The organism is Trebonia kvetii, assembly GCF_007827045.1.
Taxonomy (GTDB): domain Bacteria; phylum Actinomycetota; class Actinomycetes; order Streptosporangiales; family Streptosporangiaceae; genus Trebonia; species Trebonia kvetii.
This window is the reverse complement of the sequence record NZ_RPFW01000002.1, coordinates 477543-490879: the sequence shown is the minus strand read 5'-3', so window position 1 is coordinate 490879 and position 13337 is coordinate 477543. Positions and strand designations below refer to the sequence as shown.

The 13337-nt window shown below is 71.8% G+C and carries 13 protein-coding genes and 2 pseudogenes; 6 read left to right on the top strand and 9 right to left on the bottom strand.

Features of this window, described 5'->3' with window-relative positions; genetic code table 11:
• Positions 1-71: 71 nt before the first annotated feature.
• Together EAS64_RS47150 and EAS64_RS47405 are read right to left on the bottom strand one after the other, a co-directional pair.
• Positions 72-338, bottom strand: coding sequence for a zinc-binding dehydrogenase (locus EAS64_RS47150; protein ID WP_222849196.1), 267 nt, complete (start codon positions 336-338; stop codon positions 72-74).
• Between the two features lie 35 nt (positions 339-373).
• A pseudogene (locus tag EAS64_RS47405) lies at positions 374-544 on the bottom strand (hypothetical protein); the annotation flags it as partial.
• Between EAS64_RS47405 and EAS64_RS47400 the strand changes: the two are divergent.
• Positions 468-998 (top strand): annotated as a pseudogene (locus tag EAS64_RS47400) (helix-turn-helix domain-containing protein); the annotation flags it as partial. The pseudogenes EAS64_RS47405 and EAS64_RS47400 sit on opposite strands and share 77 nt — an antisense overlap.
• On the opposite strand, the gene EAS64_RS47395 reads toward EAS64_RS47400, so the two are convergent.
• Together EAS64_RS47395 and EAS64_RS10885 are read right to left on the bottom strand one after the other, a co-directional pair.
• Complete coding sequence (locus tag EAS64_RS47395; protein ID WP_222849195.1) at positions 939-1571, bottom strand: DUF5994 family protein; 633 nt, start codon at positions 1569-1571, stop codon at positions 939-941. The pseudogene EAS64_RS47400 and the gene EAS64_RS47395 overlap by 60 nt on opposite strands.
• Positions 1572-1598: 27 nt before the next feature.
• On the bottom strand, positions 1599-1982 hold the full coding sequence (locus tag EAS64_RS10885; RefSeq protein WP_145852812.1) for a LapA family protein: 384 nt from the start codon (positions 1980-1982) through the stop codon (positions 1599-1601).
• Between the two features lie 174 nt (positions 1983-2156).
• Here EAS64_RS10885 and EAS64_RS10880 point away from each other — a divergent pair, with 174 nt between their 5' ends.
• The 3 genes from EAS64_RS10880 to EAS64_RS10870 all read left to right on the top strand — a co-directional run bounded on the left by EAS64_RS10880 (position 2157) and on the right by EAS64_RS10870 (position 4237).
• The gene (locus EAS64_RS10880; RefSeq protein WP_145852811.1) at positions 2157-2444 is read left to right on the top strand and encodes a helix-turn-helix transcriptional regulator; all 288 of its coding nucleotides are present in this window, start codon (positions 2157-2159) and stop codon (positions 2442-2444) included.
• A 102-nt stretch (positions 2445-2546) separates the two neighbouring features.
• Positions 2547-2855, top strand: coding sequence for a hypothetical protein (locus tag EAS64_RS10875; RefSeq protein WP_145852810.1), 309 nt, complete (start codon positions 2547-2549; stop codon positions 2853-2855).
• A 170-nt stretch (positions 2856-3025) separates the two neighbouring features.
• A complete protein-coding gene (locus tag EAS64_RS10870; RefSeq protein ID WP_145852809.1) occupies positions 3026-4237 on the top strand; it encodes an RNA-guided endonuclease InsQ/TnpB family protein in 1212 nt (403 codons plus the stop codon).
• Here EAS64_RS10870 and EAS64_RS10865 read toward each other — a convergent pair whose 3' ends face one another.
• The 5 genes from EAS64_RS10865 to EAS64_RS10845 are packed head-to-tail and all read right to left on the bottom strand — an operon-like array spanning position 4238 to position 10111.
• The gene (locus tag EAS64_RS10865) at positions 4238-5245 is read right to left on the bottom strand and encodes a zinc-dependent alcohol dehydrogenase (RefSeq protein WP_145853498.1); all 1008 of its coding nucleotides are present in this window, start codon (positions 5243-5245) and stop codon (positions 4238-4240) included.
• Between the two features lie 2 nt (positions 5246-5247).
• Positions 5248-6774 carry a mannitol dehydrogenase family protein gene (locus tag EAS64_RS10860; protein WP_145852808.1) on the bottom strand — a complete coding sequence of 509 codons (1527 nt, stop codon included), beginning with the start codon at positions 6772-6774 and terminating at the stop codon, positions 5248-5250.
• Positions 6771-8267 carry a xylulokinase gene (locus EAS64_RS10855; protein ID WP_145852807.1) on the bottom strand — a complete coding sequence of 499 codons (1497 nt, stop codon included), beginning with the start codon at positions 8265-8267 and terminating at the stop codon, positions 6771-6773. The genes EAS64_RS10860 and EAS64_RS10855 overlap by 4 nt, the downstream gene beginning before the upstream one ends.
• Positions 8252-9277, bottom strand: a complete 1026-nt coding sequence (locus EAS64_RS10850) for a zinc-dependent alcohol dehydrogenase family protein (RefSeq protein ID WP_145852806.1) — start codon at positions 9275-9277, stop codon at positions 8252-8254. The genes EAS64_RS10855 and EAS64_RS10850 overlap by 16 nt, the downstream gene beginning before the upstream one ends.
• A gap of 27 nt (positions 9278-9304) precedes the next feature.
• A complete protein-coding gene (locus tag EAS64_RS10845) occupies positions 9305-10111 on the bottom strand; it encodes an ABC transporter permease (protein ID WP_222849328.1) in 807 nt (268 codons plus the stop codon).
• Between EAS64_RS10845 and EAS64_RS10840 the strand changes: the two genes are divergently transcribed.
• Positions 10100-10693, top strand: a complete 594-nt coding sequence (locus tag EAS64_RS10840; protein WP_145853496.1) for a hypothetical protein — start codon at positions 10100-10102, stop codon at positions 10691-10693. The genes EAS64_RS10845 and EAS64_RS10840 overlap by 12 nt on opposite strands.
• Before the next feature lie 86 nt (positions 10694-10779).
• On the top strand, positions 10780-13188 hold the full coding sequence (locus EAS64_RS10835) for a CehA/McbA family metallohydrolase (RefSeq protein ID WP_145852805.1): 2409 nt from the start codon (positions 10780-10782) through the stop codon (positions 13186-13188).
• Positions 13189-13337: the final 149 nt, after the last annotated feature.

The following is a 13337-nucleotide window of genomic DNA, read 5'->3' as shown; positions in this document are numbered from 1 at the left end:
TCCCGGGGGCGGCGGGGCCGCGCTCAGGCCAGCCCGGCCCTCAGGAGACCGGCTTGAACGTCGGCGTCTGGCTAGGGCAGCACCACGAGCTTGCCCGCGGCCTGGTTGCTCTCCATGTACTCGTGCGCCGCGACGATGTCCTCCAGGCGGAAGACGCGGTCGATGGTGGGCCGGTAGACGCCGCCTTCCACCTGACGGATGATCCGCTGCAGCACGGCCGCGCCGCGCTGCCCTTGAGGCAGTCGCTGTGAAAGGCCGTGAGCCTGGTTCCCGGCGGGATCATCGCGATCGGCTCGAAGTCCGGGATCGTCCAGCCGCTGAGCGAACCCGACATGCACACAGTCCCGCCGCGGCGGACCAGGTGCAGCGAGTCCACGATGGTGTCCGTCCCAATGAGATCCAGAACGGAATCGGCGCCCTCTGGCCAGACCCGGTGCACGCTTGCCGCCAGCAAGCCGTCCCCGTCGATGAACGCATGGTCGGCGCCTGCCGCCTGCAGCGCGCGAGTGCTATCGCGCCGGCGGGTCGTGGCAGCGGTCTCGATACCGCAGCCGGCCCGGCTCGCGCCGGATCATCCCGCGGTGTTCCTGGTCTCCGGCCTGGCCCGCGAAATCCTGCTCGCCCTTACCGGCGAGCGGGGCGACGGCCGCGCCGCGGGCGGCTATGACCGTGCCGCGCTCGAGCGCCTGCGCCGGGTCCTGGTCGATGAGCTCCGCGAGGCACGCGAGCAGCCGCTGCACCTGCCGCAGCCGCGCGACGACCGGGTGCGGGCCGTCGCGCTGATGCTGCGCGAGGACCCCGCGGACAACACCTCACTGGCCGAACTCTTGGCGGCCGCGGGAGCTAGCGCCCGGACGCTCAGCCGGCTGTTCCGCACCGAGCTCGGCATAACCTTCTATGAATGGCGCACGCAGCTGCGCATCTACCACGCGCTCGTGCTACTCGCCGACGGTCACGACACGAGCTACGTGGCCCACGCCTGCGGCTGGGCGAACCCAAGCAGCTTCATCGCGGCCTTCGCCGGCATCATCGGCACCACGCCCGGCCGCTACCGGACTGGTGACGTGCCGGGATGACTGGATGCTGTCCGGTGTGGTGCCGGCTTGCGGGCCACCGGTGGTGATGGCGGCCAGCAGGGCGGGGGTGTGGGTGCGGTTGCCGGCCTGGGCGGCCTGTTCCATGGCGGCACGGGCCGCCGGTTCGGGGGTGTCCGGCGGGATGGTGAGCAGGTCGGTCCGTCCGGTCCGGGCGAGCGCGGTGAGCAGCCCGGCGGGCATTGTCTCGAACCAGCCGAGCCGTATGACGCGGCTGCCTGCCGGGCCATCGACGCGCAGCCGGCGGGGCCGGCTGGCGTCCCAGCCGGCCCCGCCGAGCATGATGCGGCTGACTGGGCCGTGCCGCTCGTCGATGGCCAGGATCAGTCCTGGCAGCTCGGCGGCCGGGTCCATCGACCGGGGCCACCAGCCTCCGTCGAGCAGCGTGGGGGCCGACAGGTCAGGCTGCAGCCGCAGCCGTGGCCGGGATCGCGGTGCCAGGCTGGTCGCGGTGGGGCGTTCGGCGGTGTCCGTCATGGTCGTCGCTCCTTCCGGGGCCGTTGCCTACCGGCCGGGCGTGGCTGGGGCGGGCGGCTGGCGGTGCCGGTCGCGCCGCATGATCACGCGCAGCTGGGTGATCCGCGCGGTTCCCGCGGCGGCCATGATCAGCGCGCCGGCGATGACGGCGAACAGCAGCGCCACGGCCAGCGACAGGCGCAGGTGCGCGCCCAGGAAGCTGATGTTCACGGCGTGCGCGTTCTGGATGATGAAGATCAGCACCACGATGAGGACGGCGGCGCCGGCGATCAGCGCGGTGCGCATGCCGCTGATGCGGGTCTTCAGCCGACGGCGGGGCGCGGCGGACGGAGGCCGGGGCGGCGGGGCGGAGCCGTTGAGCGAGGGCGGCGGCAGGGTGGCGGCGGCGTGTGGTGCGGCTGGCTCGGTCATGGCGCTTCTTCCGTTGCGAAACGGGGAGTGGTCGCAAGTGACGCGGCTGCCCGTTGCTGACCCGGGTGCCCAGCCGGGCCGGCCTGGCGTTTCCCGGTGTCTCAAGATCAACTCTATGCTAGAACTATAAAACTAGCAATGTATTTCTAGAAACCACGGTGGTATGGTCATGACGTGGAGAGCTGGAGCTTCCTGACCAATCACGCGCGGGTCCTGCTGCGCATCGCCGACGACCCGGATGCCCGGCTGCGGGACATCGCCGCGGCGCTGGGCATCACCGAGCGCAGCGCGTACAGCATCGTGACCGACCTGACCGCGGCCGGGTACCTCGTCAAGCAGAAGGATGGCCGCCGCAACCGCTACCAGATCCAGGCCCACCTCCCGCTCCCCGAGCCCACCAGCCGGGAGCGCACGATCGGCGAGATCCTGGCCCTGCTGGCCGGCGCCGGCACGGCGCCGTGACCGGCCGGCGCGGGGCAGGAACGCCGCCGGCGCGACAGCAGTGCCCGCAGCTGGAATACCCGCAGCTCCGCCCCCCCGGGAGCGGAGCGGACAGGAGCACCCATGCCAGTACCGTCGCAGCCAGCACATCTCAGTAAGCATCAGCGCAGCACGCTGCGCCAGATCTTCCAGCATCCCGCGGGCCACAACATCGGGTGGCGCGCCGTGCTGTCGCTGCTGGCGGCGGTCGGCTCAGCCGAGGAGCGGCACGACGGCAAGGTCGCCGTCACCATCGGGGCCCAGACCGAGTACTTCGAGCCGCCCCGCCACAAGGACATCACCACCCAGGCAGTTGTCAACCTGCGCCGGATGCTCACCCAGACCGGCTACCGAGCCGACGCGGCAAAGCCGCCAGCGGGATCAGCGCCCTGAACCCGGGCCGCCAGACACCCGCGTGCGCATGCGCCAGCCCGGACGCGACTGGCTGGTTCGTCATCGAAGTTGCGGCGTGGAGACCCCGGCCTTCAGGCCGGGGAGGAAACGCCGCTCCCCCTTCCGCGTGTCGGCTCATCCATGACGGTTCCTTCCGGTAGAATTCAAACATGCGTACGGCATACAAGTGCCGGGCCTACCCAGATCCCGAACAAGCGAGCGTGCTGAACCGCACCTTCGGCTGCGTCCGCGTCGTGTGGAACCGCACCCTGGCCTGGCGCCAAGACCGCTACCGCACCGAGCAGGCCAGCACGAGCTACGCCCAGGCCAGCGCGTACCTGACCGCCTTGAAGGCCACCGACGACCTCGGCTGGCTGACTGAGGTGTCCAGCGTCCCCCTGCAGCAGGCGCTCCGCCACCAGCAGGCCGCGTTCGCCGGCTTCTTCGCCGGCCGCGCCCGCTGCCCCCGGTACAAGTCCCGCGGCGGGCGGCAGTGCGCCGAGTACACCCGCTCGGGGTTCCGGTACCGCGACGGGCAGCTGTTCCTCGCCAAGATGAGCACGCCGCTGGCGTTCGCCTGGTCGTGGCCGCACATCGACCCGGCGTCCATCGAGCCGAGCACGGTGACGGTGTCCCGCGACCCGTGCGGGCGCTGGTACGTCTCCTTCGCCGTCGAGGTGCCCGAGCCCGCGCCGCTTCCCGCCGCCGGTGCCGTCGTGGGTGTGGACCTGGGCATCACCGACTTCGCCGTCACCAGCGACGGGCACAAGATCGCGAACCCGCGCCGCCTGGCCCGGCGGGAACGCAGCCTGGCCCGTTACCAGCGGCGCCTGGCCCGCTGCCAGCAGGGGTCGGCGAACCGGGCCAAGGCCAGGGCCAAGGTGGCCCGGGCGCACCGCAAGGTCCGCGCGTCGCGGGCCGATTTCCTGCACCGCACATCGGCCAGGCTGGTCCGCGACCACGACCTGCTCGTGATCGAGGACCTTGCCGTGAAGAACATGGTCCGCAACCGGCCGCTGGCCAAGGCGATCTCCGACTGCGGCTGGGGTGAGTTCAGGCGTCAGCTCGAGTACAAGGCGGCCAGGGCCGGGCGGCGGCTGATCGTGACCGGCCGGTTCTTTCCGAGCAGCAAGACCTGCTCCGCCTGCGGGCACCAGCTCACAGAACTCCCGCTCAGCACCCGGACATGGCACTGCCCGTCCTGCGGCACCCGGCACGACCGGGACGTCAACGCCGCCAAGAACATCCTGGCGGCAGGTCTTGCCGTTACTGCCTGCGGAGCTGATGTCAGACACCCCGGGACCTCCCGGGTGCGGTCGGCCGTGAAACAGGAACCCCGGCCCGTGAGGGCCGGAATCCCCGTTCCTCAGGACGGGGAGTAGTCAACCTGACGTGGTCACGAGAACCTTCACGTGATTGCCCGAAGCGGCGATCTCGAAGGCCTCGGCCACCTGCGCGAGCGGCCGGGTGGCGGTCACGAAGTCCGCGGCCCTGACGGCACCCTGGCCGAGCAGCCCGGCCGATTCCCGGTAGTCCTCGGGAAGATAGGTGGCGCTGCCCTGGATGCGGATCTGGTGGTCCTGCACGATCGGCAGCGGGACGGTGACCGCGCTGGCCGGGACGCCGACGACGACGACCGTTCCGCCCCTGTCGGCGATGGCGATCGCCTGGTCCGTCGACGACTGGACGGCGACGCAGTCGAAGACGATGTCCGCACTTCCGCCCAGCGACTTCCGCACCTGCCCGGTGACGTCCGGCGAGCGCGCGTCGATGGTCACGTCGGCGCCGAGTGCCGCGGCCCGGTCGCGTTTGCCGGGATTCGGGTCGGTGCTGACGATCTTCCCCGCGCCGTGCGCGCGCAGCACCGCGAGGGTGAACAGCCCGATGGTCCCGGCCCCGAGAACGGCGACGGAACGGCCGGTGACGTCGCCCGCCAACCGGACGGCGTGCACCGGCGTGGACAGCGGCTCGATGAGCGCCGCGCTGTGGTCGTCGAGGGCGTCAGGCACCGGGAACAGCCGGTCGCCGGGCAGCGTGAAGAAGTCCGCCATGCCGCCCTGCGGATAACCGCAGCCGAAGAACTGCAGGTTCTCGCACAGGTTCTCCCGCCCGGAGGTGCACATCTTGCAGTGCCAGCAGGGCAGGTAGGGCGTCACGATGACCCGCTGTCCCGGCGTGCGGCCCCCGGCCGCGGTCTCGATGATCCCGACGACCTCATGACCCGGCCGGTAGGGCAGCGCGACGAAGGGGTGCCGCCCGCGGGCCGCGTGCAGGTCCGATCCGCACACGCCCGCCGCGAGCGTGCGGACCAGGGCCTCGTCCGGGCGGGGGACGGGAATGTCGGCGGGCTCGACCGCGATCCGGCCCGGGTAGACGACGACGCGCCGCATGGTCACTGTTCGCTCCTCTCAAGCACGGGCCCCCCGAACACGGGCCTGTCGGCGAAGCGGTCAAGGTCCGCGTAGGTTTCCCTGACACCCCGCTCGATCAGCGAGCCAAGGATCGCGGTGTACACGCGGGTGAACCGGGGCTCGTCGGCGAGTTCGCCGAAGACCGCGCGGTTGCCGTCAAGAAACGCGGTCGGCTGCTCGCGCTGCCGTCGGGCCGCGGCCCGCAGCTGCGGCGCGAGGTCGTCGTCGAGCTCATGCGGCTCGCCGTTCTCGTCGGTGCCCTCAGCGTAGCGGGCCCAGGTGGCGACGACCGCGGCGGACCTGGTGACCGGCCGCCCGGCGGCGAGCTGTTCCCTGATGACGGGCAGCAGGAACTTGGGAATGCAGTCGGAGGCGTTGGCGCACAGCCGGGCCACGGTGTCACGCACCTCGGGGTTGGAGAAGCGCTCGATGAGCTGGTGAGCGTACCCGGCCAGGTCAACGCCGGGCACCGGGCGCAGCGTCGGTATCGCCTCGCCTGTCATGTAGTCGAGCAGGAACCCGGCGAACAGCGGGTCGGTGGTGACCTCATGCACGAAGCGGAGGCCCGTCAGGTGACCCGGGTAGCACAGCGCGTGATGGCTGGCGTTGAGCAGCCGGAGCTTCATCAGCTCATACGGCTCCACGTCGGGCACGATCTGCACGCCCGCGTCCTGCAGCGGCGGCCGGCCGTCGGCGAAGTCGTCTTCCAGCACCCATTGCGTGAACGGCTCGCACAGCACCGGCCACTGGTCATCGATACCGAACCGGCGGCTCAGCTCGGCCCTGTCCTCGTCGGTCGTCTTGGGCGTGATCCGGTCGACCATGCAGTTGGGGAAGCGGACGTGGCCGGCTATCCAGTCGGCAAGCTCAGGATCGCGCAGCCGGGCGAACGCGGTGAACGTGCGCGCGCTGATGTGCCCGTTGCCCTGGATGTTGTCGCACGACAGGACGGTGAAGGCGGGCACGCCCCGCGCGCGGCGGCGGGCGAGCGCCTCGGTCACCAGGCCGAAGAGCGTGCGCGGCACCGCCCCGGGGGCCAGGTCGGCCTGGATCGCCTGGTCGGCGGCATTGAACTCACCGGTGACTGCGTCGAGGTAGTAGCCGCCTTCCGTGACGGTGAGCGAGACGATGCGGGTCGCCGGGTCGGCCAGCTTCTCGATGGCGGCTTGCGGGTCGTCGGGCGCGAAGAGGTACTCCACGACCGACCCGATGACGCGGGCGTCCCAGCTGCCGTCGCCGTGCCTGATGACCAGGGTGTACAGGCCGTCCTGGGCGGCCAGGGCGTCGCGCATGGCGGCGTTGGACGGCTGCAGGCCGATGCCGCAGATGCCCCAGTCCAGCGCCGCGCCGTCATTCATCAGCGTGTCGAGGTACATCGCCTGGTGCGAGCGGTGGAAGTTGCCGACGCCGATATGGACGATTCCGGTGGTGACGGCGCCGCGGTCGTAGCGAGGCAGGGACACCCCGGCGGTCAGCAGGGGCAGGGCTTCCTCGGTCAGGCTGGTCATGCTGGTCCTTTGTTGGAATGGGCGAGGGCGGCGACCGTGCGCCGGAACCTCGCGTGTCGTTCGGCGTGGAAGGCGGCCGCCGCCGGGTCCGGCTCGGCCACCAGGCGGGCTCGCGGCGCCAGCGGTCCCTGGATGTCGGCGAAGCTCAGCTGGCCCGCCGCGCAAGCCCCGAGAAGCGCCGCGCCGCGGCCGGACGCGGCGGACACGTCGACCGCGTGCAGCGGCAGCCCGAGCACGTCCGCGAGCAGCTGGCGCCAGCCGGCGGCCAGGGTGCCGCCGCCTGCCAGCCGCAGCAGCGGCGGCCGCTCGCCGGCCAGCAGCGCGTCAAGCGCGTCGCGGATGGCGAAGGCGGTCCCCTCGAGCGCGCTGCGCAGCAGCGACGTCCGGTCGTCCGCCAGGGACAGCGCGGTCCACGAGCCGCGCAGCGCCGGGTCGGCATACGGCGTGCGCTCACCGGACAGGTGCGGGACGAAGATCGGGTCGTTCGCCTGGCCCGGCTGGCCGGCGCTCGCGTACAGCTCGTCCCAGCTGGCGTTCATGGTCTCGCGCACCCAGTTGAGGCTGAGTCCCGCGCTGAGGGTGGCGCCCATTTGATACCAGCCCTCGGGGGTGGCCGACCGGTACAGGTTGACCCCGGCGCCGGCCCGGCTGACCGGCGCGGCCGCCGGGCGGATGACCTGCGCGCCGGTGCCGACCGTGAGCTGAATGTCGGCGCCGCTGACCACGCCGCTGCCGAGGACGGCCGCGGCCGTGTCCGCGGCCCCGGCCGCGACGGGGATGCCCGCGGGCAGCCCGAGCTCGGCCGCGACCGCGGGCGTGAGGAAGCCGGCGGGCGCTCCCGACGAGGGCAGTAGCGGCGCCAGCATGGCGGAGTCGAGGCCGAGCGCGCTGACCGTCTCGGTGTCCCAGCGGTCGCCTGGCACGTCGTAGAGCAGGGTCCCCGAGGCATCACTGGGCTCGGCAAGGACCTCGCCGGTGAGGCGGGCGCGGAGCCAGTCTTTGGGCTGCAGCGCCCAGCGGGCAGCGGAGTAGGTGCGCGGTTCGTGCTCCGCGATCCAGGCGAGCAGCGGCCCGGCCATGCCTGGCGCCAGCGGGTTGGCCAGCCGGGCAAGCGCGGCCGGGCCGAGCAGCCGGTAGGCGCGCAGCGCGCCGGCCGCCCGGGTGTCGGGCCACAGCAGGGCGGGACGCAGCGCCTCGCCGCCGGCCGTCGTCAGCACCAGGCCGTGCATCTGGCCCGACAGCCCGATGGACGCGGGCTGAGTGCCAGCCGCGCGCACGGCCTCGCGAGCGCTGGCGGTCACCGCCTGCCACCAGTCGCCCGGCTCGCTCTCGGCGTAGCCGGCCCGCGCCGCGGTCACGGCGTAGCCGGCGGACGCCTGCGACAGAACCGCGCCCTCGGTGTCGATCACCACCGCCTTTGCCGAGCTGGTGCCCAGGTCGAGTCCCAGGGCGCAGGCCCGCCCGGCTGAGGCCGCGTTCACTCTTGCCAGCACTCGAGAATTATCTTGTGCACCGTCCGGTCGCCGCGCAGCGCCTCAAGCGCGGCGGCGATGTCGTCGAGCTTGAAGCGGTGGGTGATGAGGCCGTCGGTGCGTGCCCGCCCAGTGCGCAGGGCGGCGATCGCGAGCGGGAACGTGTCGATCGCGGCGAAGGACCCCTTGACCGTGATCTCGCGGCGGTACACGTCGTAGGGGCTGACCCGCACCAGGTCTTCCGGTTCGGTGACGCCGTAGAACATGACGGTCCCGCCGTTGCGGGTCAGCGGCACGCACTGCTCAGACACGGCGGCAGAGCCGGTGGCGTCGACGACGAGATCGAATCCGCCGCCCGCCGCCTTCAGCTTCGCGACGTCGCCGGCCAGGTCCGCGCGGTCCATCAGGTAGGTGGCGTCGATCCCGAGGTCCGCCGCCCGGCGCAGCTTGAACGCCGATGACGCCGCGACCGTCACGCTGGCGGCGCCGCCGTGCGCGATGAGCTGCGCGAGCAGCAGGCCGGTGGGGCCGGCCCCGAACACCAGGGCGGAACTCCCGGGCGGCGGGCTCAGTGTCCGCACGCCGTGCATGGCGCAGGCGGTGGGCTCGGCGAACACGGAGGTGTCGGGATCGATGCCGTCCACCGAGTAGACCAGGCTGGCGGGCACCACGACGTACTCGGCGAACGCACCAGGCCAGTTGGTGCCCATCCCCTTGAGGTTGGCGCACATCAGCGGGTTTCCGACGCGGCAGTACGCACAGTGCCCGCAGTTCATGTTGGGGTTGACCGCGACGTATTCGCCGACGCGGAACCCTTCCGTGCCGTCGCCGAGTGCATCCACCGGGCCGACAAGTTCGTGACCTGGGGTGAGCGGGAACTCGGCGAAGAACTTGCCGTTGTGGATGTGCAGGTCGGTCGCGCAGATCCCGGTCTGCCGCACTCGCACGCGCACCTCACCAGGCCCCGGATCTGGCGTGGGGATCTCGGTGACGGTGAAGCTGCGCGGCGAGTCGTAGACAACGGCTTTCATGCTGCTCCTAGCGGCTGAACTGGCTGGTCATAAGGCCGGGGGCGGGCGGGATAACTCCCGGGCGATCGTCGCCTGCCTGCTGGTCAGGTGCGCCAGCAGGTTGTCGAGCCTCGGCCGGCTGCCGCCGCGCAGGGCGGCGGCGCGCCGCTGCTGGTCGACGTAGACCGCGGCGATGAGCACGGCCCCCACCACGACCTCCTGCCAGAACGGCTGGATGCCGATGATCACGAATCCGTCCTGCAGCGTGGCCGGGATGAACAGGCCGATGATGCTGCCGAAGATCGAGCCGTAGCCGCCGAACAGGCTGGTGCCGCCGATGACGACGCCGGCGATCACGCTGAGGTTGGTCGCGCTTTGGCCGGCGATGGTTGTCGACTGGTAGAACGCCAGGTTGAGCCAGCCGGCGAAGCCGGCGAGCAGGCCGGACAGGCCGTAGATCGCGATCAGCTGCCCGGGGACGTTCAGCCCGGAACGGCGGCCCGCCTCGGGGTTGGACCCGATCGCGTAGGTGTGCAGCCCGAAGCGGGTCCGGTGCAGCACCACGATGCCGATCACCACGACGATGGCGGCGATGACCGCGAGCCAGGGAACCTGCCAGAAGATGTTGCCGAACCCGATGTCGTTGACCATCACGGTTGGGATGTCGCGCAGGTCCACGCCGCCGGTGATCACCTGGGCAAGCCCGAGGGCCATGCCGAGCGTGCCGAGGGTGACGATGAGCGGGGGCACCTTCGCCCTGGCGACGAAGAACCCGTTGAGCAGGCCCCAGCCGAGACCGCAGCCGATGGCGACCAGGCCGCCGACGATGGCCGCACCCCAGCCCTGCGTGCCCATCGCCGCCATCGCCTTGTCCGCGACGACGCCTACAAGTTCTTCCTGCAGCTGCGGGCCGACCGCCCGGCCCCGCGCGCGGGCGAGCCGGACCTGGTCGCCGAAGCCCTCGCCGTCGTCGAGGAGATCATCCGCGACTGCCGCGCCGCGGGCGTGCCCGTGGTCATCGAGAACCTCATCTACCAGCTGCCGGGCGAAGAACTGAGCGCCCGCGCCCGCGAGGACGCGATCATCGAGGCCGCCCGGGCACTCAACGACCTGGACATCGACCTGCTCAAGCTGGAGTACCCCGGTTCCCCGCAGGGCTGCCGGCGGCTCGCGGAGATCCTGCGCCGGCCGTGGGCGGTGCTGTCCGCCGGCGTGCCCTTCGACCAGTTCACCGACATCATCCAGATGGCGACGGACGACGGCGGCGCCTCCGGCTTCATCGCCGGCCGTTCGGTCTGGCGCGAGGTGGTCAGCCTCACCGGGCCGCAGCGCCAGGAGTTCCTCACCAGCGTCGCGCTGCCGCGCCTGGACCGGCTCGTCGCCGTCGCCAGCCAATCGGCGCGCCCCTGGACCGAGTTCAGCAGGCCGCTTAGCTAGGGAGAGCCGACCGAGGTCTGGAAGCCGGACACCGGCAGGCGAAATTGGCTGGGGTTCCGGTGGCCGCGCGGCCTACGATCGGACGCATGGCGAGCTATGAGCCGGTAGACCTGTCCGCCGCGTGCAATGCCGGAGTGGACGTTCTCGGCGGTGAGCCGGGCGATGTCCCGCTCGGACGGGCGACCCTGCGCGGCCTGCCGTTCCTGATCGGGCCCGAGCCGCCATCCGCGGAGCGCTGCTTCCTGCTGCCGGGCGCGCCGGCATCGGTCGCGGTCGGCCGGCTCGCGCCGCGGGTGATCATCGCGCACCGGCTGCTCGAACCGGGCGCGCCGGCCGGCCACGCCGTCGGGCAGCCCGTCGCTGACTACGTGTTCCACCTGGCTGGCGGCGAGGCCGTCAGCGCGCCGGTCAGGGAACGGTTCGAGATCCAGGTGGTGCCGCCGGAGTGGGGCCAGCTCCCGTTCCTCGCCGTCAGCGACACCATGGACTTCAAACTGCCCCGGTTCGAGGGCAGGTGGGGCCAGGCCGGGGTGCGCCTCGCGGAGCACGGCATCGGCTGGCCCGCCGCCTACTTCCTGTGGTGCTGGGAGAACCCTCGTCCGCAGCAGGCGGTCGAACGGATCGAGTTCATACCGCACGGCCCGCGGTTCATCGTCGCGGGCATCACGACCAGCGACGCCGACGAGCACCCGTTTGTCCGCACGCCGGCCCGCCCGGTGCGGCTGGTGCCCAGTGACGGGAAGGGCGGCGTCCTCGACATCGACGTGGACCGGGGTGTGGCGACCTATCCGCAGCCGCTGCCCGGCGACGACGACCGGGCCGGCTGGGGAGCGACGGAGGGCACCGCGGCCTACACCTCGATCGCCGCGCTGCCGTCGGCCACCGTCGCGGTCCTGCGGGGCGGCGAGGAGCTCGGCCGGGCGCGCTGGGGCGACGTGGAACGCGACGGGCGGGCGGACGCCGGCCAGGTCACCCTTGAGCTGGCCGAGGGCGGCCGCAATTGGGTGCACGTCAGCGTCGTCGACGACGCGACCGGGCGGCCGGTGCCATGCCGGGTCCACTTCCGCTCGGCGGCGGGGATTCCCTACCAGCCGCACGGCTACCACAACCACGTCACGCAGAACCTGGGCAGCTGGCATTACGACGTCGGCGGTGACGTCCGCCTCGGCCAGCGCAGCTACGCGTACATCGACGGCACCTGCCAGGGATGGCTGCCTCGCGGCGACGTCGTGGTGGACGTCGCGCGCGGGTTCGAGTACGAGCCGCTCAGGCAGACGGTGCGGATCGAACCGGGCCAGCGGGAACTGACGCTGCGGATCAGCCGCGTCGCTGACCTGGCCGCGGAAGGCTGGTGGTCCGGCGACTCGCACGTGCACTTCCTGTCCACCCCCGGCGCCCAGCTCGAGCAGCGCGGCGAGGATCTGCGCGTGGTCAACCTGCTGCAGACGCAGTGGGGCGCGCTGTTCACCAACACCGAGGATTTCGCGGGCCGGCCCGGCGTCGTCGACAACGGCGGCTACATCACCTACGTCGGCCAGGAAAACCGGCAGCACATGCTCGGCCACATGGTCTTGTGGGGCCTGAAGGAACCGGTCATGCCGTGGTGCAGCGACGGTCCCGACGAAGCCGAGCTCGGCGGCGCGCTCGACGCGACGCTCAGCGACTGGGCCGACCGGACGCGCGCGCAGGGCGGCACCGTCGTCGCCGCGCACTTCCCGCGGCCGAACGGCGAACCGGCCGTGCTCGTCGCGACCGGCCGGGCCGACGCGGTCGAAATGCTCGCCGAGTCCAACGACTCGCTGCTCGAGTACTACCGGTACCTGAACAGCGGCTACCGGCTGCCGCTGGTCGGCGGCACCGACAAGATGTCAAGCGCCGTGCCGGTCGGCCTGTACCGCACGTACGCCCGGCTGGATGAGGAGTTCAGCTACGAGGCCTGGTGCCGTGCGGTCCGGTCGGGCCGCACGTTCCTGTCCGGCGGGCCGCTTGTGACGCTGTCGGTCGACGGGCGCGAGCCGGGCGACACCGTCACGCTGTCCGGGCCGGGAACGGTCACCGTCCAGGCCGCGGTGCGCAGCATCTTCCCGCTCCGCAAGCTCGAAGTCGTACGCAACGGCGAGGTCGTCGCACGGGTGGAAGCCAACGGCGGGCGGCAGGCCGAGATCACCGAGGAACTGGGGATCGACGGCAGCTCGTGGATCGCCTGCCGGGCGACCGGCACCGATTTCCACCTCGATGAATGGGGGCGCCGGGTGTTCGCGCACACCTCGCCGGTCTACATCGCCTGCGGCGGAGACTGGGCGATGACCGACCCCGAGGGCCTCCGCTACATCCGAACCCTGGTCGAGGGCGCCAGGGAGTACGTCCGGCACACCGCCGTCCGCAGGTCCGACCAGTTCACGACCCACCATCACGGCGAGGCCGAGCATCTCGCCTGGCTGGAGCGGCCGTTCACCGAGGCGCTGCGCGCGCTGGACGAGCGCGGCCGCGAGTAAGCATCAGCACCGCTCGCACCGGCAGGCACGCGAGGTCGCGCTGCTAAGCGTGCACATCCCCGGCCATCCCCGAATACCTTTTCCGGCCGGCTCGGGTCCGCGGGTGTTCCTGTCATCTCAGCCTCTAACTATCGGCGTGACCGCCTCGG